Source organism: Myroides sp. A21 (assembly GCF_000807225.1).
GTDB lineage: Bacteria > Bacteroidota > Bacteroidia > Flavobacteriales > Flavobacteriaceae > Flavobacterium > Flavobacterium odoratimimum.
Genome location: NZ_CP010327.1, coordinates 1734989 through 1758906, shown reverse-complemented (window position 1 = coordinate 1758906; position 23918 = coordinate 1734989). Strand labels below are relative to the sequence as shown.

Here is a 23918-nt window from a genome sequence, read left to right as displayed (position 1 = left end):
CTGTAGATTCATCGTGGATACTTCATATATACAAGTCTATTCTCTAAGCGATATAACGCATCGCTATAAGAATGTTCTAACGGACAAAAGATTAGCTATACTAGATATAGGCCCTAAGCACAAGCAGTATTTCGTTATTGATAAACCTTATCAGTTTACCACCTTTGGGTTAATCTTAGTGACAGGGGGTAAATGTGAGATTACGATTAATCTAGAACCTACTATCATTAAAAAGGATGACTTACTAGTAGTGCTACCTAATCAATTCTTTGAGATCAAAAGACTAACAGAAGACTTCTCTGTAAAGACGGTATTCATTGACCCAGACCTATTCTTAGAAGCGGGGTTTCACGTCAAATCTCATAGTTTGGTTTCTTTCTTATCTTCTGAATACCCTAAGATTATCACCTTGACTAGAGAGGTGTTTAGAGAGTTTAAAAACAATATCAAAAGGCTGACACAACTGTCTTATAACACAGATAATATCTATGCTAAACAACTCATCATACACCACTTCTCTATACTGATGTATGAACTAGGCAACTTCTACAGCAAAACTGTATTACAAAAAAGCAATACTAAACTGATGAGAAGAGAAGAGTTGGCAAAAAAATTCATTTACCTTGTTTCAACTCATTTCAAGAAAGAGAGAAGTGTACAGTTCTATGCAGAATCCATGTATATCAGTAGAAAGCACCTTACAAAAATCATAGTAGAGGTATTCCAAAAAACGCCAAAACAGATCATATCTGAAACCATAATCTTAGAGGCTAAGGTACTCCTTAGAAATCCTAAATCATCTATCACAGATATCATTAATGAGTTGAACTTTACAGATTTATCCGTGTTCAGTAAGTTTTTTAAAACGCATGCAGGAGTATCTCCTACTGACTTTAAAAATAATCTATAAAGTTTATTTAGAAGCCTTTGGTATAAAAACGCCTTTTAGACAATTATTGCCGTTTAATTATCTATTATAAAATAAGTAATAATAACGATATTTGATGCATAAAATCTAAAGATAGTAAGAGTTAAGAAGATTTAACTCACTTGAAATAAAGACGCATAACAATATGATAAAAACAACTACTCACAAAACTATATACGCAAATATCACAGCGATCGGTGGGTATGTACCTGAGCAAAAAAGAACGAATGAGGACTTAGCTAAGGTAACAGACACGTCTGATGAATGGATTACAAAAAGAACAGGAATAAAAGAGAGAAGAATACTTGAGAAAGGACTAGCAACTTCTGATATGGCTGTAAGAGCCATAGAAAATCTAATCACTACATATAACAAAAAACGAACAGATATAGACGCTATCATAGTAGCTACGTCTACACCTGATATGCCTATGCCTGCTACAGCCAATATTGTATGCGAAAAGCTAGGTATAGAGAATGTATGGGGATTCGACGTCAATGCTGCCTGTTCGGGATTTTTATATGCATTAGACCTAGGAGCCTCTCTAGTAGAAAGCCAACGTTATAAAAACGTAGTAGTCATCGGGGCAGATAAGATCAGTGCGTACGTCAATATTCATGATCGCTCTACGAATATACTATTTGGTGATGGTGCAGGTGCAGTATGGTTAGAGCCTTCTACAGAGATAGGTGTTATGGATGCACTAATGCAGAGTAATGGCCAAGGAAAAGCATTCTTAAATATAGAGGGTGGTGGTTCATTATATCCTAATACTGATCTAGAAGAGGATGATGACAAAAAATATATCAAACAAGATGGTAAAGTAGTCTTCAAACAGGCTATACAGTCTATGAGTGATGCTTGTCTAAATGTTCTAGAAAGAAACAATCTTACAGTAGAGGATGTCAACTGGCTGGTACCTCATCAGGCAAACAAAAGAATCATCGATGCTGTAGGGAAGCAAATAGAAATACAAGAAGAGAAGACATTAGTCAATATCGCTAACTACGGTAATACTATTGCGGCAACTATCCCATTGTGTATTTGGGAAAATACAGATAAGATTAAAAAAGGAGATTTAGTACTTCTAACAGCATTTGGAGCAGGGTTCTCTTGGGGAGCTAGCTTATTGCGTTGGTCAATATAATCAACTTTGTAAATACATAAAAAGTCCTTCGAATATGGTATTATTCGAAGGACTTTTTTTATATCTCTTATTTCGGTATAAACTCTCTTCTTAATGAAAGTTTGTTCATCTATTTCTTAGATATACTTAGCTGGGTATTCTATCCCTTTCGCATCTAAATAAGCTAAAAGCTCATTGTGCTTATTCTCTATATTAGAGATACATTCACAAGAAATAGGACAAATAGCTGCTGGAGATATTTCTAAAATCTTAGCGATTTCATACAACACCTCATTCTTTAGCTTTGTTTTTCCACTCTCTATATCAGAATATGCTTTTTGCGAAATTCCTAATCTTTCAGCGACATACTCTTGTGAATAGCCTGAATTCTTTCTTATACTCTTGATTCTATCAATATCCATAGCATTACTTTTAAAGACTGACTTCCCGTAAAACACTAATTTTACACTAATCTATGTAACAAAAGTACCACTTTTCTGCATATAAAGTAAAACATATCAAAAATATACTTAATTTTGTAGAACAAATTTTCATAAACAACAAGCCAGTCTAGCTCAAAATGATTAAAACTTCAATTTGAAATTCATTAATCATATAATCTAGCCTAAGAAAACTGCTTCCCCAAGCAGTTTTCTTTGTTTATAGACCTATCTATTCTACAACTGTACAACTTTTTTTACTTCTACTGAACATTACTGACCTTTGGTGTTCAAAAAATGTTCATTTTCAGAAAAAAGCTGTTCGATAATGAACAGTACCTTAATTCAATAAAAACTCAAACAATTAAATAACAACACCTTACAATAAATTTAATTTATTGGCACACAAATAGAATTATACTTTACAAACAAGTAAACTATAAAACTCAATGAAAGCATTATTTATCTCAACTGCTTTATTCTTAACTGCATTAAGTGTAAATGCACAAAACACATTAAAAGGGTCTGTACAAAATACAGAAAAAGCTCCTGTGGACTTTGCAGAAATATACTTGCTAGATACAAAAGGTAACTTAGTACAATCTGCCTTCACAAACGAGCAAGGGACTTTCGAGATACACGATATAGAAAATAATACATACGCGTTCCAGATACACAGTTTCGGAGTAAAAGCCTATGACAAAAATATAGAGGTAAACCAGTCTTTAGACTTAGGAACTATCACGATACAACAAGATACTAAACTAGACGAGATCGTAGTAGAGTCGACTAAGAAGGTATTCGAGCGCAAAGTAGACCGCACTGTATTTAATATCGAGAACTCTGTACACGCTACGAATAACGATGCTGTAGATTTATTAAAACTAACTCCTAGTCTTAAAGTAGATAACGAGAATATCTCTATCGTAGGTAAAAGTAATGTACGTGTAATGATCAACGATAAACTAGTACAGCTAACTGGTGAACAATTACTACAATACCTAAAAAGTATCCCTTCTGACAATATCAAAAAAATAGAAGTAATCACTACACCTCCTGCTAAATATGATGCTGAAGGAAATAGTGGATTAATCAACATCGTCTTAAAAGAAGCTCTTCCTGATGCGTGGAATAACCAAATCAGTGCAGGTTATAAACAATCGACTAAGAACTTATTCAGAATTAGTGATGTGTTTAGTTATAATAAAGATAAAGTATCGCTAAAAGCAGGAATTACTGGTAGTAAGGGAGGTTACAATGTAGTAGAGAACTCAACAGTATACTATCCAACTGAAACTTGGAATGGAAAAAGTACGCGTTACAACAATAATGACTACTTATCGGGTAACTTCCAGATAGATTATCAAATCACTGATAAAACATCTATAGGAGCTCAATACAATGGAGGAACAGGAGATCCAAAGTTTGATGATGGTGGTCTTATCACTGTTAATAACCTTGTTAATAACCCTGTTAAATATGTCAAAACAAACGCTAAAAATGACGGAGTTAATAACACTCACTCTGCTAATATAAACTTACTACATAAGATTGATACTCTAGGAACTAAGTATTCAATAGACGTTGATTACTTCAACTATGTGAACAACAAAGAGAGACTTTTCAACACAAATACAACAACTGTTGATAACTCTGTTAACAATATGTTCATAGCAAACTCTACGGGTAATCAAAAAATAGAAAACTTCAGTGCTAAGATAGACTTTGAACAACCCTTAAAATGGGCTAAGTTATCTTATGGAGCTAAGGCAAGTTTCGTGGTAACAAATAACAAGACAAACTTCTTTAATCTATCATCTGGTACACCTATAGAAGACTTGAAACAAAAAGACAACTTTGAATACAAAGAAAACACACAAGCTTTATACATTAATGCTAGTAAAGAGTTTAATGATAAATGGACTGCTCAAGTAGGATTAAGATTGGAAACAACGCAGACTACTGGAACATCTGTGGTATATGATATCAAGAATAAAAAGAATTATGCGAAACTATTTCCTACTGTATATATAGCTTATAAAGTAAATGACGATAATACACTATCGATCAACTATAACAGACGTATCTCTAGACCTGCATTTTGGGAGTTGAATCCTTTTAAATGGTACATCACTGAATATAGTGTAGCTGAAGGAAACCCTAAACTACAACCAGCCTTTACGGATAAAGTAGAATTTAATTATAACTATAAAGGTAAACTAGACTTTAGTATGTCTTATTCGAATACGAAAGACGAATACTCTCAGTATCCAATAGTAGATATAGCAACTAATAAAACACTTTATCTACGAGATAATATATTAGATTATACAAGATATAACGCTGGAATGAGTTATACATTTAATACGTTCCCTTGGTTACAATCTCAAAATGGTTTCTATGCATTCTATGCTGAATCTAAACTTAGTAAAGATGTAAAATTAGACATAAACAATGGAGGTGGTTATTACTTCACATCGAATAATACAGCTTATCTAAACTCATCTAAGACATGGACTGCTCAAGTAGACTTCTGGTACCAACCAAGTTTAAAAGTAGGTATCTGGGAAGTAACTGAGGTCTATGCATTAAACTTAGGAATGAAATACGCCATGCTTGACAAAAAGTTAAACCTATCAATCTATGCTAATGACATCTTTAAAACTGGTTCGCAGACAGCTTCTACCAATACAAACAATGTAAATCAAAAATACTATAACTACTACGACCAACGTTATTTCAATTTAGGTGTAAGTTACTCATTTGGAAATAGTAAGATTAAAGTAAGAGAACACCAAGGTGGTAACGCTGAAGAAAGAAACAGAAAATAATATAATACAACCTACTACAACTAACTAACGATGAAAAACTTATTCACATTACTTTTAACTATTCTATGTAGTCAATTCATACTAGCACAGTCTTCTATCAAGGGGACTGTGGTAGACCAATCTGACAAACCTGTGGATTATGCAGAGATACAATTATTTCGACCTAATGATACTTTTGTAAAACAGAGTTTCTCTGACGAAACAGGTCTATTCAGTATGGAGGATATTGCCAAGGGAGATTATGTACTTAAGATATTCCACTTAGGTCAATTAGTAAGTGAACAACAACTAGCAGTTCAGAGTGATGTCGATCTAAAAAATATCTCCGTAAAAAATGAGCAACAACTAGATGAGATCGTTCTGCATGCTGAAAAAAGATTAGTAGAACGAAAAGTAGATAGACTGGTGTACAATACAGCTAATAGCATCGCTTCTCAAGGAATGGACGCCTTAGAAGCACTAGCCACTACGCCAATGGTCAAAGTACAAAACGACAAAATCAGTATCAGTGGTAAAAACAATGTACGTATCATGGTAGATGATAGAATGCTAGAACTACAAGGGGATGCACTAACAAACTACCTGCGTACACTGCGCTCTGATGATATCGAAAAAATAGAAGTAATAACAACTCCTTCTGCTAAATATGAAGCAAGTGGTAATGCAGGTATCATCAATATCATCTTAAAAAAGAATAAACGCATGGGAGTATATGGAACAGTGAGTTCTAACTATTCATATAACAACTATAATTCTGGTGGTGGTAATGGTAGCTTAAATTATCAAAACAAGAAGTGGAGCGTAATGCTTAAAGGTAATATCAATAATAGCAACAATTCTAACACCAATGACAACACTTATCAAGATGATAAGAGGTACTTAGGCAACAACTCTTTAAATGAGTCTTCTTATAAAAATAGAGGAGCAAGTATCACTACGAACTATCAGCTGACAGACAATGCTGTTATAGGTGGTTCATACAATTATACTAAATTCTCTGGTGACCCTAGAGCATTTACAACTTCTACTTATAAAAGTTATCCTTTTACAGCAACTGATTCTATTATTAATTCAGTAAACCGATCTTATACTAAAAATAACTATCATACAGCTAATCTATTCTTTGATCAGAAACTAGATACATTAGGGAGTAAAATAGCGATAGGTGCTAATTATTTCTCTAATTCACCAGACCAATCATTTGATATCAAAGAATTTGATAATAGCTCTGTACTTAGAAGATATAATACCTATACTAATACGCTTAAGTATAGTGTATATAGTCTAAATGCGGATTTAACTTATCACTTGCCTTGGGCAGAAGTAGAGTTTGGAGCAAAGTATACTACTTATGACAATAAAGCTCAAGTAACTTATTTTAATATCAAGAATGGCAATGCTACATTAGATCCTCTAAAGAGTAATCGATTTAACTACACTGAAGATAACTATGCTGCATACCTAAGCTTCACTAAACAGCTAACAGAGAAGTGGAGTGTAAAAGGTGGAATGCGCTATGAACAAACAGAGGCAAAAGGTCATCAACTAGATAATAACGAGAAGTTCACGAAGTCTTATGGTAAGTGGTTCCCTACAGCGTATGTATCATTCACGCCTAATGAGACACACTCATTTAGTTTTAACTACTCTAAGCGTATTAATAGACCATACTCTAATGTCTTAAATCCGTTTAAGTATTATTCTAATAGCTATACATATCATCAAGGTAATCCAGAACTTAATCCTTCTTATACAAACAACTACGAACTAAGTTATGTATATAATGGGGCATTATCTGTGAATCTTAATTACTATCATATGACTGATCAGTTTGATTATATGAATAAGTACGTAGATGGTGTATTCATGAGTTCGACATACAATATGCTCAACAGTGATAACTATGGTGTAGATATCTCTTATAACAATGCGATAACAGCCTGGTGGGAAACAAATTCAGGATTAGAATACATAATGTCATCTCCATACTACAGAAATGAAGCAGCAACACAAGTAGGACTAAAAGGAAACTTATTTGATTACTATTCACAAAACACATTCTCTGTGAATAATGCAAAGACTTTAAAACTATTACTTAACTGGTATCACCAAATACCACATAAGGAAGACAACACTAGATACAGCTCATATAGCTCACTCTCATTTGGGGCTAAACTAGCTTTACTAGACAAAAAACTGAATATTAATATGACCATGCAAGACATCTTCAATACTGGTAAGAGCAATGGTACTTCTTATTACAAAGATAATGTACAGTCTTTCAAGAACTCTTGGAACTCTCGTAGATTCAGTATAAGTGCATCCTATACATTCGGTAACTCTAAGAACAAGAAAGCAATACAAGAAGCAAATTTCGAAGATAAAAACAGAAGTAATTAAATGAATTGAGTTAGTTAGAACAATTATTACTTAGAGGGGCTGTTTCATTATAGAATGAGACAGCCCCTTGTCTTACATAAAATCTCAAAAATAAATCAGTTATAGTTCAGCATTTCTACCTACTATCTCATTATTCGTTTTAAGTTGTTTTAGGTTATCTAATGTAATAAAGGCTATCTGAGTCAGTGCTTCATCTGTAAAGAAAGCCTGATGAGCAGTTACTAATACATTTGGGAACGAAGTCAATAATTGTAAACGTTCGTCCTCTAATATTGTACCTGATAAGTCTCTAAAAAACACCTTCTCTTCTTGCTCGTATACATCTATTCCCAAAGCTCCTATTTTCTTTGCTCTTAACCCTTGTATAATAGCGTGCGTATCGATCAGTTTACCTCTACTCGTATTAATCAGCATTACTCCATCTTTCATTTTACTAATCGTATCTTCATTAATCAGATGCATCGTATCTGGTGTAAGTGGACAGTGTAGCGAAATAATATCAGACTTCGTAAATAGTTCTTCCAACTCTACATAACGAATCCCTTCAGCTTCTAATTGTTCATTTTTATAGATATCATAAGCTAGCACTTCAGTACCTAAAGCTTTCATCATGCGACAAAAAACCGCGCCTATATTACCCGTACCTATAATTCCGACTGTCTTTTTATAGATATTCGTTCCTAACAATCCATTTAAAGAGAAGTTCTGTTCTCTAACGCGATTATACGCCTTGTGAATCTTTCTATTAATAGTAAATAGCATAGCTAGTGTATGCTCTGCTACTGCTTCTGGTGAATATGCAGGTACACGACAAACTCGTATATTATGTTGATGAGCAGCGTCCAAGTCTACGTTATTAAACCCTGCGCAACGAAGAGCAATATACTTAACATTCTTTTTAGCTAGATTACTAATCACCTCAGCGTCTACTTTATCATTTACGAATACACATACTACATCAGTACCTTCTGTAATCACATTCACTGTTTGTTCATCCAAACCCGTTTCAAAGTATTCTAATTCAAAGCCAAATTGTTTATTCTCCTTATCAAAGAATGTCACATCATAAGGTTGCGTAGAAAAAAAAGCAATCTTCATATCTTACTATTTTTAATATTATTATTTCTGTCTCTATGAGACAAGGTATTTTCCTTGTTTCACTTATTAAAGTTACTGATAAAAAACCATTAAACCACGTAATGCGACTTCTTTTACCCAATAAACGTAGGGTTAAAAGCAATCCTTTTAATAACAATTTTATATATCTTCATTTATCTTCAAAATCTTATGAGGTAAACTAAGAAAAAAAGGACACTACAAAAACATAAAACTAAACAAATCAACTCATTACAAAAACAACTATTTATTCTAGTCTATAAATCCTCCTAACCCACTCCAATTAATAATATTTTCCCCTAAATACGTAGCACTTACAATAATTTTTCATTATTTTGTGAACTTTCTTGAACGTAAATAAACAAGCCTTTTTCACGAATAAAATGATTGCAAAAATTCAACTTAAATTAAATAATGACGTATTGCTTACAGTCATCAAAATGGTTAAGCATACAGATGACTATATTGTAGAGAATGTCACAGACGCATTACTAATAAGCATCAAAGAAGATTTAATCAATAAGTTAGAAGATAAAGCAAAGACCATACAGAAACAAGTTTCTATTCTTGATCATAATAAAAAGCATTCATTAGTATTGAAATACCATGAAGCGTATTCTATGTATAAGCTTTTAGAGGCTGTTCACGAAAAAGAATTATTCAATGATAACTTACATATCAAAAAGATAAAAAGACTTATCTCAGAGCTACATAATAAACTAGACATCTTCGCTAAAGAAGAAGATATCACTATCATAGATGAAGACTTAGTAGAAGATAACCCAATAGAGGTTACAGAGACTAAGCCTGAGAGAATCTTAGTATTAGAAGGTGTAGAAGACGCTCATACAGTAGATCCTAATCAAGTAGAGATCCCTATTCTATTTGATATGACAGATGCCTTTAGTGATCATGAAGAAGAAATAAATATGCCTAACGAGGAATTATCTCATGAGGTAATATCTACTATGCCTAATACCTTAGAAGAGTTATTCACGCCTTCTGTAGAGGAAGAAATAATCCCTGATAACGAACTCCCTTTAGATCATAATTCTTATCTAGAGAAAGAAATGGATGTGACAGAAGAAACAATAGGTTCTACAGAGGAATCTAATACAACATCTGAAACATTCCCTACTCAAGAAACGATCTACAGTACAGAGGAAGACTTATTCATGACGAGTATACCAGAAAGTCAACCTAAGTTAGATTGGGAGAGAATTACTACAGAAGACCCTTCACCATCTTCAGAGAAAAAGAATACAGCAGAACAAGTAACCTTCAGTGATCCTAAATACAACGAGTTATTTAATATTGCTAAAACTGGTATAAATGTAGATGAACAAGATCTTATCAATCACGAACCTATCATCTCGTCACAGCCAGAACAAGAAATGAATACCCTGCTTACTGAAGAAGAGGACATTCCATATAGTCAAGATGTTATGCAAATAGAAATATTTGATGTAGAAATGATTGAGGTTGAACCTAGTGAACGAAAAGAAAAGAAAGAGAAGAAAAAAGAAAAGAAAATAGTCAAAGCTGAACAAGACGGACAGATTAGCCTATTCTAACGATACAGCCACTCCCAAAAAGAGTGGCTTTTTTTTGTATAAAAAAAGCAAGACCTCATATTCTGAAGTCTTGCTGTAAATATCTAAAGTCAATAAGCACGTTTAGTTTAATGCTTTATCTACTTCTTGTATAAAATTAGTATTGTGATTGCGTTGATCAAATCTGTTGGCATAATCATAAGCCGTATCTTTAAAGTAAGTATACAAATCAGATAGCTTATACACACCTGACTCTTGATAGTAAGGTAATAGTGGAGATAAACTTAATGTCACTTCTCCTTCCCCTTTCATCAACGGAGCCATTGCCTTAGCAAAATTATAGATATGTATATCTTCTGCTCCTAACTGCCACTCACAGATACGAGAGAAGAAGCTCCACATCTCAGGGTGCTTTGTCTTTGCCATATACGACACTAACTCTCCCATAGAGTATCCTACAGAACTATCGTATTGATCATGTGCGTGATATTCTTCTAATGCTTTATCGAAGTAGATAGAAGCTCTATCATCACCCGCATCGTACAACTTATTAGCGAAACTACAGAAAGTCTGGAATGGCATTGAATAACACGTCAACTTCTTATTGATCAAGTCTTGCGCCTTTACTAATGACTCATCTATATGACCTAAGTCTAATAAAGTCTCTACTTTAGTATCTAATTCACACGCTGGACAGTTAGCCATATCGTCTAAGATTTCTTCATCTGCCAAACGAATATACTCTTGTGCTAACTTATAATCTCTTAGATGCAATGCATATCCAGTCATTACATTATAATATGCTCTATCACTATATCCGTTCTTTGTAAGACGTCTTCTTAAGTCATCTCCTATTTCTTTAATTTGCTCTAAAGAAATAGAAGCATTGCGGTAAGCAGAACAGAACATCCACTTATACTCCCATAAGAACTCTGACTCGTCAAAATAATCTTCGTTAGAATCACTTGCATTAAGTATCCAGGCAAAAGCAGGAAAACTCTCCTCACACTTAGAGGTATTTCTCTCTTTTTGAATTAAAGTCAATCTTAAATCAAACCCCCAGTCTAAATCATTGTGCTTATCTGCAAGGGCAATAGCCTCTTTTAATGCCTTTACTTTATCACTAAAACTAGGTAACTCTTCTACCTTTAATAAGATCTTCTGTATTTCTAAATTATAATTCATAATTATACTTTTATTCCATTCATCATTTTTAACTCTTTGTACTCCTTAGAACAAAAATCTGAGCCATTGCGCGAGTCAAACTGTAGTCCTAATCTAGTCGCTATATTGTCATAATACTCGTATAACTGTGTCAAATCATACTTGCCGTTAGGCTCATAATATGACAACCTTGGGGAAAGGTCTAACGCTATCACGCCTCCTTGAGCACATATTAAAGCTGCATGTCTACTCAACATAAACTGCAAGTCATCTTCTGCATCTATCTCCCAATCAGCAATACGCTCAAAAGTAGACCACATTACACTATCTTTTAGTAAATACATAGCATACATCAGACGTGTCATACTGTATAGCATAGAACTGTTTACTTCCCTTAATGTTTCAAAAGAAGCCTTTGCTTTTTCTAAATAAATAGACGCTCTTACATCCTCAACCTTCGCCATACAATAAGCCATCGCACAATAGGTCTCAAAAGGCAAAGCAAAATCACTTAACTTCTTTAACTCCACCTGCTCCATTAGCACAATAGCCTCATCAAACCTTCCCATTAAAACCAAATTCTCTATACGATAATCATACTCCATTATCTCTATATTCTCATCGTCATAAGGTTCTTGCATCGCTAGTTTAATGTATTCTTCGCCTTTCGCATAATCACCTATATTCTGCACATACTCCGCCATAGTGAAGTAATATCCTCTTTTGCTGATATGGTTGCGCTCTAATCTTGTATACAGATCATCCGCTACTGCTAGAATCTGCTCTGTAGACAGTGAAGCATTACTATATGCAGAGCACAGCATCCACTCATATTCTAACAAGAACTCTGACTCGTGAAAACGCTCAGGGTATCGATCACAGACATCTAGAATCCATGCAAAAGCCAATACACTTTCTGTACATCCAGAAGTAGCGCGTTCTTCGTGTATTAAGCTATAACGCAACTCTACGCCCCAGTCTAAATCATTGTGCTTATCTGCAATCTGAATACCTTGACGAATGAAACTTAAACACAGTTCTTGATCATCAAGATTCTCATCAATAGCCAATAACAGCTTTTGTATTTCTAACCGATACATACTTAAAATTTAGGTAAGAAATTAGACATTCCTAAGATCATAAACTGATATAGAGCATCGTTGAAGGTATCCATTTCTCTTTTATTAATAGTATACCCTCCTAGCATAAGAGCTTGTACATAAAGCACATTAATTAGAGCTTCAAACAACTCATCATCATCGATAAGCATTACTTTCTCTACCAACTCACTTTGTTGATTAAAACACAGTGTCGGCATTACTTCCTCTTTCTTTTTAAAATGCTGTAACGTACTTGCAAAAGGATTAGACGTTTGAGACAGACTCTGAATGTTTTTAGAAGTCAGAGCATCCTCATTAGCGATATATATTGCTGTCGTATCTTTTGGTTCAAATCTCTTCACCTCTGCTCTACAGAAATGTCTCTTTAATATCTTATTCGCTTTATCTATAAAGTTCTCTATACGTTGACTATCTTCTATTGCATCTTCGAATTCTTCTAGAATATCATTAGGTGCGATACGTTCTAACTTTAACTCTGCATGAGAGCGTTTAAGCTTTTCTATTAGATCCGTTTCATAGCTATACGCTGCATTAATCACTAACTTATTCTGAGAACCTGCTATACGACGTATTTGTCTATAATCATCTAGAGATGGAGTATAGTATATATTCTTATACGTCTCTTTAATCTCTCCGAAAGCCATCATTCCCTGATTTGTCTCAAAAGGAAGGTAATCTTCGAACATAGTCATAATCTCGTTATCAGATGCCGCCAATGCCTTAATAAACATATGGTGAATACTAATAATCTTCTCTAGAATCTCAGGGTTAGTAATAGAAAGTGTCTTTAAGTAATCTTTAAAACACTCACTTAACTCCTTTTTAGACTCTTGTAAGACCGCATTATTCATTAATGACTCTCTAGAAGCCGTAGGTTGTAACGCATTCGAATTAAAAATACAACGCACAAAAGAAGTCCACTCAGGCAACAGATTAGTAGCCTGATCGCATAGATACATCTTTTTCAGAAATATTTTATGTTCTTTAGTAGCTGTAGTATTCACCTTATTCGGGATAATATAAGCTACTCCTTGTATCTCACCTGCTTCAGAATATAGTCTAAACACGTCTAAGAACTTCGTCTTAAACACTTCCTTACCATAGTCTAATAACTGTTCTTTTGAACTTTCATTATCTAACCAAACAGGATTACCATCTAAGCATTGTTCTACCTCTCCTTTTTCGATTAGGTTCACTTCTATAGGTAATGCACTACCATAAAACAGCACATTCTGTTTCACCTCATCACGCTTAAACAGACTACGCCAAGCTTTCTTTGCATCTAAGATTACCTTAGTACCCACTTCATCTAATAGAGGGATCATTTCTACTTCATACGTACCATCAGCTTTACCCGTCCATCTTACAGACTCGTCTTTATATAGCGAACGCGATTCTACAACAATAGCCTCACTCACTACTAAACATGACAACAACCCAATACCAAACTTACCGATTAAGTCTTTATCAGCTAGTTCTCCACGTTTAGAGCTTTGCCCAATAACAGATAAGAACTGATGCACATCATCATGTGTAAGCCCTACTCCATTATCTTGAAAGATTAAACGATCTCCTTCAAAGGTGATATTGATCTTTCCCTTAAAGCTTTCATCGATGCCTTTTCGGACCGTCACCGCATCCATACCATTCTGTAGAAGTTCTCTGACGAATACTGTTGGAGAGCTATATATATGCTCTGACAACAGCTCTATCATTCCCTTCATATTCACTTGAAACTGAAATTGTTTCTGATTTTCCATTATCTTCTTCTTTTACGAGGACCTCCTACTATCTTCTGTGCATCTTCATTGCCATTCTCTGCAGCTTGTTGATACCATTCCATAGCAGAATCATCACTCTGAGGAACACCCTCTCCTTTTAAATAACAGTTAGCTAACTCGTACTGTGCCATATCAAAACCTGCTTCAGCAGCCTGAATCAAATAACTCACACCATATTCAGGATCTTTCTCTGCACCATCCCCTTTCACTAACATTAGCCCTACATAACTAGCAGCATCCATATTACCTCTATCAGCTACTTGCTTTAAGTAATGGAATGCTTCTACTAGATCTCTCTCAGTACCATTGCCATAGAAGTAACATAATCCCAGACGGAATATAGCAGAATCATACTGTCTATCAGCAGCCAATTTATAATAGTGGAATGCCTTAACCTCATCTACCTCTACTCCTAATCCAAATTGGTAACAAATACCAAGTCCTTCAGAGATATAGTTTCTCTCTTCTGCTGCGATATAGTATTCAAAGGCTTTGTCATACTCCTTCTCTTCACCATACCCATATAGATAATAATCCCCTAATGACAACATCCCTAGAGGAGAACCACTCTCTACTGATTTTTCAAACCATTCTTTACCTAGTTCTACATTTGTTTCTGCTAGATATCCATAAGAGTAATAAACTCCTACTTTATACTGTGCATAGTTAAACCCTGCCTCTGCACCAACTATCATGTATTCAAAAGCCTTTTCATAATCAGGCTCTCCACCGTTAATACCTTCTTCATAGAACAGAGCGATATCAACATTAGCGTCTACAAAACCTAACTCTAGTGCTTTAGAAAATAACTCAAATGATTTCTCTTGGTTCTCTTCACCTCCTGTACCATATCTATAACAGCGAGCTAAGTGATACACACCCTCAGCCATATCTTGTTCTGCAGCTAACTCAAAGTGAGCTCTTGCTTTAGCATAATCAGGTTCTCCTATACTACCTTCTTCATAGATAAACCCAAGACGAATAGCCGCATAAGTATACCCTTCATTCAGCGCATCCTCATATAAGCGAGCTGCCTCAGCAACATCCTGCTCTATACCTTCTCCTCTCTCTAATAGCATTGCTAGTTCTACCTTACAGTAATTAGAGTTAAAGTATTCTATCCCTCTTTGGTAGTAGCTAACTGCTTTCTCTAGATTAGGTTCTCCAGCATACCCAAAACGGTGATAACGACCCGCTAATTCTAATCCTGATAAGTTATTTCGCTCAGCTGCTAACTCGAATAGATATAACGCCTTTTCATAATCTGCCTCTTCTTCAAAATCAGCATTCTGATACGCTAGTCCTAATCGATAAGGAGCATAATCATTACCTGCTGCCATAGCTTGCTCTAACATTGCTTTTCCTCCTTCTACATCGCGCTCTACCTCTTCGAAGTCTAATAAAACAAAACCTTTTTCAGACATTGCTCTATCGTATTTATACTCAACTCCTCTATCTAAGAACTCCATCCCTTTAGCAATATCTTTAAAATCTTCATTATACAAGTAGATAATAGCTAGCTCTAGTGTAGCCTCACTAGAATAGTAAGCAATAGCTTTCTTGAACATTTCAATACCCGCTTCTTGCTTAGCTTCTAGTCCTTCTGTTCTAGGATAGAAGTAAGAATACCCTAGTACATATCCTGCATGTGTGATACCATAGTCATAAGCATCTGCTAGTAACTCTCTACCTTGCTCTTCTGTATAACCTAATTCTTCAAAACGACCATTACAAGCCATCATTCCTAACAAGTACTTACAGTAAGCACTATTATTCGCAATACCATCTTTTAAAGCAGCTTCAGCACTAACGTTATCATCTTCTCTTAGATAATAATCAGCTAAGATATAAAGCCCTCTTTTCTTCACATTGATTAGTTCAGAGAACTTCTCTACCACAGCTTTACCTTCTTCTCCTGAAGTACATCCTCTAAACTCAATGTTTAACAAAAACAGATTAGCGATATTTGCTCTCTCTCCATCTACAGCCGTTTTTAGAATTGTTACTGCTCCCTCTTCATCTTTCTCATACCCTTGTGTACCATAATACATAGCATATCCTACATAACATTTACACAAGTCATCTCCTAATTCCACACCTTTCTTTAGATAGCCTACAGCTCTTTCTTCATCTCTAAATCCGTATCTAGAGTTAATGAATAATTCATATTGATATGCATAAGCATGTTTATATCCTCTATCTATAAATATGTCATTCAATGCCTTCACATCTGTAAACCAGTCTGCATAATCCTCATCACTAAGACTCATACTACTATGAAGACAGTTAGAGTCCTCATTCAGCTGATCATACAGCTTCTCCAGCACCTCATTATTCTTACCTATTTGTTCAGCCAGCATACAGATTGCATGCGCTTTATACCACTCATGTGGATTGCTGTAATCATTCTTATTTAAAAACTCTTCAGCATGTGCTGTAATAGACACACTGTCATTTGCAAATTCTCTAACGTAATTTAAATATTCCATAGTAAACTGTTTCATAACTACCTTGTAAACAAGCTGATTTTTTTAGTTCTTTTTCATTTTATAGCAAATGTAGGAAAATGGCAATTAATACATGAAATAGTAAATTCCTAAATCACACACATACCACCCTCAAACAGTTAATTAAAATACTACCAATATTTCAAAAAAACATGCTTTTTACTTAAAAATAACAGAAAAAAAAGAAAAAAAGACTCTTTTAGAAAAACACTCACAAATAGTAGAAGAAGTTAGTTATAAAGTACACATACTGTAATTTAAAAACAGCTTACACTCACCCTATCAAAACATTAGCACCGTAATTAAGTCAATAAATAAGTAAAAAAATCAAATAAAGAATAGGCAAAAACCGTTCGACTAACTTTCGAACTAACAATTTCCTTCTAAAGAGGAAGGCAAATAAATTATAATTTTAAATAACTATTATTTACTCTTGACGAAGAAACAAGAGAGGCTAACAAACCTAGCACAATAATAGATACGAGTACAACGAAGATATTTACCCAGTTAAAAGCAACTGGATAAGCAAGTCCTTCTCGGATAGAAATAAACCCAAAAGCAACTTGTAACGAAACAACAATACCACCTAACACCAATCCTATCACACTCCCTAACACACAGATAATTAATCCTTGGAATAAAAATATCTTGCGCAGGTCGCTCACAGGTACACCTATTTGGTTCAGCGTTTTAATATTAGGCTGTTTTTCAAGAATGATCATAATCATAGACCCTACTAATGTAAACAGAGCCATAATCACCACCAATACGAATATCAGATAAACAACTAGATTCTCCATATTCAACATACGGTACAATCCATCGTTTAGCTGTGTTTTATTTTTTACGATATACTCTTCACCGAGTACCTCCTTAATCTTCTGAATAGCTTTACCTTCAGATACTCCTTCAGCAATAGCCAGCTCTAGATTAGTCACCTCAGTAGTAGGTATATTCAGTAGTGCACGTGCATTATCTATATCGACGAACACATACTTATTATCTAGATCATCATTACCTAGTACATATACTCCTGTAGGATTTAAATGTCTTTTAATAAAAGCATCCTCAGGATTTTCGATAGTTCCTTTACCAGGTTTTAACGCCAATGCTTCAAAGGCATTCTCTGTATCGAACAGTCCCATAGATAATAAGTGAGACATACCCACTCCCACTACTGCATCATCCGTATCAGGTTCTAGCCAACTACCATACTCTACCTTTTCGTCAAAGTCCGTCACATTAACGAAGTCTGAGTCAATCCCTTTAATCATAGAGACTGCCTGCTTATCCTTAAACGAAAACAACAAGCGATCCTCTACTACCTTAGCTACACCCTTAAAATAACCTGACTCTTCTAAATCCAGAATCTGTCTGTCTTCGACTACAAAGCTTTTACCCTTTGGGGTAAAAACTTTTAAATCTGGATCTAAATCATCAACGAAAGAAAGACTATACGCTTTTAACCCACTGAATACCGATAACACGATAAACATAGCCATAGCACTCACCACAATACCTACAGAAGATATTGTCGTAATAACATTAATTGCCTTGCTTTTACTTTTACTAAAGGCATAACGTTTCGCTATGTATAGGGAAAACTTCAATCTATTTTTTCTTTCTCTTTTCTAATAAGTCAGGATTAGCGATAGGGTTTTCATCACCCGTAAGCGCTTTGTCGATTTGATCGATATACTCTAAGCTATCATCCACGTAGAACAGTAAGTCTGGCACCTTTCTCATTTGGTGTTTTACTCGCTGTGCTAATTCGTGTTTAATTAACGGAGCATTAGATTTTATCCCTTTAAGTAGCTCTTCACCTTTATCGATAGGGAAGATACTTAAGTACACTCTCGCTACTGATAAATCACTTGTTATATTCACTTTAGAAACCGAAATAACTAAGTTAGTTATCCCGTTCTTACGCACCTCACCTTGCAAGATATCCACGATATCTTTTTGCAATAAGGCTCCCATCTTCTTTTGTCTATTAGTTTCCATGATGCAAAAATACAATTTTTTGAATAGCAAACTTTTTTATCTTTGTTTATATAACCCAAAACACTAAGAAATGCGAAAAATAGAACACATCGGAATAGCTGTAAAAGACTTAGAAGCGTCTAATGCCTTATTCGAAAAACTATTCGGTGCTCCAGCTTATAAGGAAGAAGCTGTAGAAAGCGAAGGAGTAAAAACTTCTTTCTTTATGAATGGCCCTAATAAAATAGAGCTATTAGAAGCAACTAACCCTGATAGCCCTATCGCCAAATTCTTAGAAAAAAAAGGAGAAGGCATCCATCATATCGCTTTTGATGTAGAAGATATAGAAGCTGAGATGAAAAGATTAGCAGCAGAAGGATTCACATTATTAAACGAAATTCCTAAAAAAGGAGCTGATAATAAATTAGTTGCCTTTTTACACCCAAAAACAACCAATGGGGTGCTTATAGAATTATGTCAAGAAATTAAATAATTTCTTTTAAAACTCTTGCATGAACCAATAAAAAACCATAATATTGCACCCGTTAAACACGTTTTAACTGGTCCTATAACTCAGCTGGTTAGAGTAGCTGACTCATAATCAGCAAGTCCCTGGTTCGAGCCCAGGTGGGACCACCACGAAATTTTTCGCTCAAAATGAGCGGTCCTATAACTCAGCTGGTTAGAGTAACTGACTCATAATCAGTAAGTCCCTGGTTCGAGCCCAGGTGGGACCACTAAAATTTCAGAGAAGCATCTATTGTAAAATAGGTGCTTTTTTTTTGCCCTTTTTTCACCTTTTTTTTCATCAGTACAACAAAAGTACAACAATTTGTTTTACCCTATAAAGATAGTAAAGTTTTCATTTTCTTGCAGTTAGTTATATTTTTAGTACTTTTATTACTAACCAACAACAAGACACTATGAATACTATTATTGAAACTCCGTTTTTTTTCTTTCACCAGAAGCTTGAAAAGCTAAAATCTGTAACTCTTTCCAAGAAGTTCACTTACATAATTGCCGCATTATTACCAATAATATCCCTAGTAACATCTACTTTTCAATTACCATATTTTTATAGTATATCTAAATGGTATATCCTTTTGCCTTTAACAGCATTGATTTGCTCTATATTATTATTAAGTGCTGCAATTAATTTTCACAAAGGGCAGAACATATTTTTAATCAGTCATCTAAGTTTGATATATAAAGAATCTTTTAAATCATTTAAAAATTCTAAAGAGTATCTACTAATATCTCCTTCTAAAAAAACAATTACAATTAATATCACTACTCCTTCTAAAAAGAAACAGGAGCAAAAGAAAGACAATGTATTTGTTTTTAGCACAGCACATCAGGCTATCATTAAAGAAACTTTGTATGAATTAAAGAAAGAAGTTATTAATGATGACACAACAATGGAAGATTTTAAAAGAGTTATAGAATCTTGTATTAGTAAAAAAACAGATAATCCTGATTCTTCTATTAAGTTAGAACTTCAGTCTCAACATTGTGCCATGTTCTTAGAAGCTTTCTTTATACCATTTGTACATTTATTTACTTTACACAAAACCACACTAAAAGAAAGTTGTCGCTACTTTAAATATGCAACTGTAGAAGATTATTCAGCTATAAACTATGATTCAATAAATAAAAAGGGCAGAAAGTTAATTACAAATGCTCATAAAGAAACTTATGCTAAAATCTTAGAAAATGTAAAAAGTCAGTTATCTAAAAAACTGTCCTAAGACTAAAATTAAATGTCAGTTAACTGACAAACAACCATTTCAAGTAGCTTCATTGCAATAGTTTAGCGTCATAATTCAAAAAACATTTATTATGACAACGCTAAAAATCATTCAAGAGCTTAACGAGATCAAGCTAATGATTACTAAAGGTAATCAGTTTCAAAAAGAAATCTTTACTATTAAAGATTTGATGGCTTATACTGGCTTTTCAGACAGTACTATTCATAAGTTAACTTCTAAAAACTTAATCCCTCATCACAAACCTACCAATGGCACCTTATTCTTTGACCGCCTTGAGATAGTTGAGTGGATTAAACAATATAGAGTCTTTACCGACCAAGAAGTTCTATCACAATTTTCAAAACAGTTAAAAAAATAAAAGCATTGATAGCCCTACTATCAATGCTTAAATAACTATTTCTATAACAAAAGAAAACAGTAGTAAATATAACTACTTCTTTCTGAAAATTTTTTGATATGAATACAACTGCAACAGAATATATTCGAATAGGAACAGAGTACTATGCGATAAGAAAGAAGAACGTCAACGGTAAAGAAATCATTGTTGAACGTAAACTGTGGAGAAAGTCTGAAATCATCACTGACTTTGGAAAGGATATCATCAAAGAGTTACCTAAATTCTTTGGTTATAAATGTGAACCTAATCACATTCATTACACTCATTTTATAGGAGATTACTTTAATTCCTACTCTCCTATTCTATATAACATTGACACTACTTCTGAACTTTCATTAAATTCACTTAAAGAACAGATACCTATTACTTATTATTTTCTACAACACATCTTTGGAAATCAATATCTACTTGCAATAGATTATTTTAAAATTCTATTATTCTATCCAGAACAAATATTGCCAATTATAGTGCTTGTATCTAGGAATCGTGAAACAGGAAAAACCACATTTTTAAATTGGATAAAAGAAATCTTTGATAAAAATGCTGTTTTTGTAAAGGCAAATGCATTTACAGAAAAATTCAATAGTGAGATGGATAGTAAACTTCTCTTATTAATAGAAGAAGTAAAATCTGAGAACAAAGATATTGTTGAAGCAATCAAATACATTTCAACGGCTATGTATCAATCAATTGAATACAAAGGCCAAGAAAAAGTTGAGCAGAAGTCTTTTCTTAAGATTATCATGACAAGTAATCACGAGCATAATTTTCTAAAGATAGATAAAGAAGAAACAAGGTTTTGGGTTATTAAAGTCCCTCCGATAAGAAAGAGATCTACTGAATTTTTCACCAAACTCATTCAGGAGATTCCTATTTTCTTAAACTATCTCTATAGAGTTCCTTTCACGACTGAAAAGAAAACCCGAATGTGGTTTACTCCAGAGACTCTACACACAGAAGCCTTACATAAACTAAAACACGATGTAGATCTTCAAAACAAAAACCTGGTGCTTGACATACTTGATATTATTTTCAATGAATTTGATATGGATCAAATAGACACCACTCCTTCTGATATTAATGCTCTTCTGAATTATTATAACAGAGGTCATAATATCACAATGAGAGAGATACAAACAATACTTGAAAACATAGCTTTAGTTAGATCAACTAACTCAAATAATTATGAACGAGTCAAGATAGAGGATAGTACTTTAAAACGGACTATTCACAAGGGTAAATATTACAGGATTTCAAAAGAAACACTTTTAAATCAGATGACAGATGAAATAAATAACTAATAAACTATTTACCAATAACTTAAGTATTAATAAATCATAAACTGATTGTCATCTACGATTCATCTGCGCTCATCTAAAGAAAGTAATTCACTATTAGTACAATTATGATCAGATGATCAGATGACAACTAAATGACATACAGATATTACTTTAAACACTATAAATCAATAACATACAATTAAACAACCCAAATTATGAATACTCAAGAAGCAAAAAACATATCGATTATTTCTATTTTAGATAGCCTTGGTATAAAACCAACTAAAATCAATGATAAACAAGCCTGGTACCATTCTCCTTTTAGAGCAGAAAACACCCCTTCGTTTAGTGTTAGTGTAACTAAAAATGTATTCTATGACTTTGGTGATAGTACATATAAAGGAAATGTAATTGACTTTGTAATGCTATATTACAAATGTGATATAAAAGAAGCTCTAAAAATCTTAGCAAACAATTCTTTTTCTGTTCACCAGCAACTTTTTAATCCACAGGTTAATCAAGATGAGAAAGATTATGAGATTACAGCCATTAAACCTCTGAGAAATAAATACCTTATATATTACATCAAGCAAAGAGGCTTATGCATTAAAACAACTCAAAGGTATTGTAAGGAAATACATTATATCCTTAAAGATAAAGCTTATTATGCAATAGGCTTTCAAAATGAACTTGATGGAGTAGAACTCAGAAACAAATATGTTCAAATGTGCTTTGGCTCCAAGTATCCTACCTATATAAATAATGATTCATCTACCGTATTTTTATTTGAAGCCTTTATCGACTTTTTATCCTTTATAACTCTTAAACCTAATTTAGAACATAGGTTTGATTACATCATTTTAAACTCCGTTAACACTTTAGAAAGTACCCTTATTCAATCCTCGAACAAGTTTTTATATAAAACCTTAGACGATTCAGAAACATTTGAATCTAAATATAAAACCATAGTTGCTTGTTTTGACAATGATACTGCTGGAGATAAAGCAACTGAGAAATTAATTGCAGCATTTCCATTAATTACAAAAGATGCAAGAGCTAAATATAAAGATTACAAGGATGTCAATGATTATTTACTGAGTATTAACCGCGATAAACTGACGTGAGAATCATCGAGATGTGTCTTTGTCCTTACAAATTGAAAATTTGAACCGGAACAAAGACCACTCGTTTTTCTCCCGAAGGTCGCAAAATTGCTAAGACAATGAAAAGAGAACACAAGATAGAATTTAGAGTTACCCTTACTGAATCTCTGCTTATAAAAAACAAAGCAAAGAAAATTGGTTGTAGCGTTTCTGAATATTTACGAAGTACTGCCCTGGGATATTCTGTAAGTTATAAACTAACTCAAGATGAAATTGAAACTTACAAACTACTAAACAAATTTGCTGATAACTTTAGAAGAATAGGTAACCTTTTTAAACTTGGAGATACCACTAAGGTAAAAGAATCCACCATTGAAACAGCAAACTTAATTAGAGCTCACCTTGAAAAACTAAAGTAA

Annotated in this window: 19 protein-coding genes and 2 tRNA genes; 13 read left to right on the top strand and 8 right to left on the bottom strand. The window is 33.8% G+C overall.

Translation table 11 applies throughout. The features are described 5' to 3' along the window. Positions 1-13: 13 nt before the first annotated feature. The gene (locus MYRA21_RS08115; protein ID WP_006257429.1) at positions 14-910 is read left to right on the top strand and encodes an AraC family transcriptional regulator; all 897 of its coding nucleotides are present in this window, start codon (positions 14-16) and stop codon (positions 908-910) included. A 163-nt stretch (positions 911-1073) separates the two neighbouring features. Then, positions 1074-2075 carry a beta-ketoacyl-ACP synthase III gene (locus MYRA21_RS08110; RefSeq protein WP_006257430.1) on the top strand — a complete coding sequence of 334 codons (1002 nt, stop codon included), beginning with the start codon at positions 1074-1076 and terminating at the stop codon, positions 2073-2075. Positions 2076-2191: 116 nt separating this feature from the next. Here the strand turns inward: MYRA21_RS08110 and MYRA21_RS08105 are convergent, their stop codons facing one another. Beyond that, entirely contained in the window at positions 2192-2476 is a 285-nt protein-coding gene (locus MYRA21_RS08105; protein WP_006257431.1) for a helix-turn-helix domain-containing protein, read from the bottom strand. A gap of 467 nt (positions 2477-2943) precedes the next feature. Here MYRA21_RS08105 and MYRA21_RS08100 point away from each other — a divergent pair, with 467 nt between their 5' ends. Both MYRA21_RS08100 and MYRA21_RS08095 read left to right on the top strand, forming a co-directional pair. Continuing rightward, positions 2944-5325, top strand: a complete 2382-nt coding sequence (locus MYRA21_RS08100; protein WP_006257432.1) for an outer membrane beta-barrel family protein — start codon at positions 2944-2946, stop codon at positions 5323-5325. Between the two features lie 30 nt (positions 5326-5355). Continuing rightward, entirely contained in the window at positions 5356-7725 is a 2370-nt protein-coding gene (locus tag MYRA21_RS08095) for a TonB-dependent receptor domain-containing protein (protein WP_006257433.1), read from the top strand. Positions 7726-7824: 99 nt separating this feature from the next. Here the strand turns inward: MYRA21_RS08095 and MYRA21_RS08090 are convergent, their stop codons facing one another. Beyond that, positions 7825-8823: a 2-hydroxyacid dehydrogenase gene (locus MYRA21_RS08090; RefSeq protein ID WP_006257434.1), complete on the bottom strand. Its 999-nt coding sequence runs from the start codon at positions 8821-8823 to the stop codon at positions 7825-7827. A gap of 401 nt (positions 8824-9224) precedes the next feature. Here MYRA21_RS08090 and MYRA21_RS08085 point away from each other — a divergent pair, with 401 nt between their 5' ends. Beyond that, positions 9225-10415, top strand: a complete 1191-nt coding sequence (locus MYRA21_RS08085) for a hypothetical protein (protein ID WP_006257435.1) — start codon at positions 9225-9227, stop codon at positions 10413-10415. A gap of 102 nt (positions 10416-10517) precedes the next feature. On the opposite strand, the gene MYRA21_RS08080 is transcribed toward MYRA21_RS08085, so the two are convergent. The 6 genes from MYRA21_RS08080 to rbfA form a co-directional block, all read right to left on the bottom strand. After that, positions 10518-11579 carry a hypothetical protein gene (locus MYRA21_RS08080; protein WP_006257436.1) on the bottom strand — a complete coding sequence of 354 codons (1062 nt, stop codon included), beginning with the start codon at positions 11577-11579 and terminating at the stop codon, positions 10518-10520. A gap of 2 nt (positions 11580-11581) precedes the next feature. Further along, entirely contained in the window at positions 11582-12658 is a 1077-nt protein-coding gene (locus tag MYRA21_RS08075) for a hypothetical protein (protein ID WP_006257437.1), read from the bottom strand. Positions 12659-12660: 2 nt separating this feature from the next. Continuing rightward, on the bottom strand, positions 12661-14439 hold the full coding sequence (locus tag MYRA21_RS08070; RefSeq protein ID WP_006257438.1) for an HSP90 family protein: 1779 nt from the start codon (positions 14437-14439) through the stop codon (positions 12661-12663). Next, positions 14439-16964, bottom strand: a complete 2526-nt coding sequence (locus tag MYRA21_RS08065; RefSeq protein WP_230456704.1) for a tetratricopeptide repeat protein — start codon at positions 16962-16964, stop codon at positions 14439-14441. Before MYRA21_RS08065 ends, MYRA21_RS08070 begins: the two co-directional genes overlap by 1 nt. Positions 16965-17371: 407 nt before the next feature. Next, positions 17372-18577, bottom strand: coding sequence for an ABC transporter permease (locus tag MYRA21_RS08060; RefSeq protein WP_006257440.1), 1206 nt, complete (start codon positions 18575-18577; stop codon positions 17372-17374). Position 18578: 1 nt separating this feature from the next. Then, the gene (gene rbfA, locus MYRA21_RS08055; protein WP_006257441.1) at positions 18579-18971 is read right to left on the bottom strand and encodes a 30S ribosome-binding factor RbfA; all 393 of its coding nucleotides are present in this window, start codon (positions 18969-18971) and stop codon (positions 18579-18581) included. Between the two features lie 70 nt (positions 18972-19041). On the opposite strand from rbfA, the gene mce reads away from it, so the two are divergent. From mce to MYRA21_RS08015, 8 genes are all read left to right on the top strand, one after another. Next, positions 19042-19443 carry a methylmalonyl-CoA epimerase gene (gene mce / locus MYRA21_RS08050; RefSeq protein WP_006257444.1) on the top strand — a complete coding sequence of 134 codons (402 nt, stop codon included), beginning with the start codon at positions 19042-19044 and terminating at the stop codon, positions 19441-19443. A gap of 69 nt (positions 19444-19512) precedes the next feature. Beyond that, positions 19513-19589: transfer RNA gene (locus tag MYRA21_RS08045), tRNA-Ile, on the top strand. Positions 19590-19613: 24 nt separating this feature from the next. Then, a tRNA-Ile gene (locus MYRA21_RS08040) sits at positions 19614-19687 on the top strand. A gap of 186 nt (positions 19688-19873) precedes the next feature. Continuing rightward, on the top strand, positions 19874-20698 hold the full coding sequence (locus MYRA21_RS08035; RefSeq protein ID WP_039328812.1) for a hypothetical protein: 825 nt from the start codon (positions 19874-19876) through the stop codon (positions 20696-20698). 91 nt (positions 20699-20789) lie between these two features. Continuing rightward, a complete protein-coding gene (locus tag MYRA21_RS08030) occupies positions 20790-21077 on the top strand; it encodes an AlpA family transcriptional regulator (protein WP_006260546.1) in 288 nt (95 codons plus the stop codon). A gap of 98 nt (positions 21078-21175) precedes the next feature. After that, positions 21176-22417 carry a primase-helicase family protein gene (locus MYRA21_RS08025; protein WP_006260545.1) on the top strand — a complete coding sequence of 414 codons (1242 nt, stop codon included), beginning with the start codon at positions 21176-21178 and terminating at the stop codon, positions 22415-22417. Positions 22418-22611: 194 nt separating this feature from the next. Then, positions 22612-23520 (top strand): toprim domain-containing protein, encoded by a 909-nt coding sequence (locus MYRA21_RS08020; RefSeq protein WP_039328805.1) that lies wholly within the window; start codon positions 22612-22614, stop codon positions 23518-23520. Positions 23521-23618: 98 nt separating this feature from the next. Continuing rightward, the gene (locus MYRA21_RS08015; protein ID WP_006257449.1) at positions 23619-23918 is read left to right on the top strand and encodes a hypothetical protein; all 300 of its coding nucleotides are present in this window, start codon (positions 23619-23621) and stop codon (positions 23916-23918) included.

Excerpts from the sequence above, each read along its gene's own strand:
- MYRA21_RS08110 (WP_006257430.1), top strand. The coding sequence starts at position 1,074 with ATGATAAAAACAACTACTCACAAAACTATATACGCAAATATCACAGCG.
- MYRA21_RS08105 (WP_006257431.1), bottom strand. The coding sequence starts at position 2,476 with ATGGATATTGATAGAATCAAGAGTATAAGAAAGAATTCAGGCTATTCA.
- MYRA21_RS08100 (WP_006257432.1), top strand. The coding sequence starts at position 2,944 with ATGAAAGCATTATTTATCTCAACTGCTTTATTCTTAACTGCATTAAGT.
- MYRA21_RS08095 (WP_006257433.1), top strand. The coding sequence starts at position 5,356 with ATGAAAAACTTATTCACATTACTTTTAACTATTCTATGTAGTCAATTC.
- MYRA21_RS08090 (WP_006257434.1), bottom strand. The coding sequence starts at position 8,823 with ATGAAGATTGCTTTTTTTTCTACGCAACCTTATGATGTGACATTCTTT.
- MYRA21_RS08085 (WP_006257435.1), top strand. The coding sequence starts at position 9,225 with ATGATTGCAAAAATTCAACTTAAATTAAATAATGACGTATTGCTTACA.
- MYRA21_RS08080 (WP_006257436.1), bottom strand. The coding sequence starts at position 11,579 with ATGAATTATAATTTAGAAATACAGAAGATCTTATTAAAGGTAGAAGAG.
- MYRA21_RS08075 (WP_006257437.1), bottom strand. The coding sequence starts at position 12,658 with ATGTATCGGTTAGAAATACAAAAGCTGTTATTGGCTATTGATGAGAAT.
- MYRA21_RS08070 (WP_006257438.1), bottom strand. The coding sequence starts at position 14,439 with ATGGAAAATCAGAAACAATTTCAGTTTCAAGTGAATATGAAGGGAATG.
- MYRA21_RS08065 (WP_230456704.1), bottom strand. The coding sequence starts at position 16,964 with ATGAAACAGTTTACTATGGAATATTTAAATTACGTTAGAGAATTTGCA.
- rbfA (WP_006257441.1), bottom strand. The coding sequence starts at position 18,971 with ATGGAAACTAATAGACAAAAGAAGATGGGAGCCTTATTGCAAAAAGAT.
- mce (WP_006257444.1), top strand. The coding sequence starts at position 19,042 with ATGCGAAAAATAGAACACATCGGAATAGCTGTAAAAGACTTAGAAGCG.
- MYRA21_RS08035 (WP_039328812.1), top strand. The coding sequence starts at position 19,874 with ATGAATACTATTATTGAAACTCCGTTTTTTTTCTTTCACCAGAAGCTT.
- MYRA21_RS08030 (WP_006260546.1), top strand. The coding sequence starts at position 20,790 with ATGACAACGCTAAAAATCATTCAAGAGCTTAACGAGATCAAGCTAATG.
- MYRA21_RS08025 (WP_006260545.1), top strand. The coding sequence starts at position 21,176 with ATGAATACAACTGCAACAGAATATATTCGAATAGGAACAGAGTACTAT.
- MYRA21_RS08020 (WP_039328805.1), top strand. The coding sequence starts at position 22,612 with ATGAATACTCAAGAAGCAAAAAACATATCGATTATTTCTATTTTAGAT.
- MYRA21_RS08015 (WP_006257449.1), top strand. The coding sequence starts at position 23,619 with ATGAAAAGAGAACACAAGATAGAATTTAGAGTTACCCTTACTGAATCT.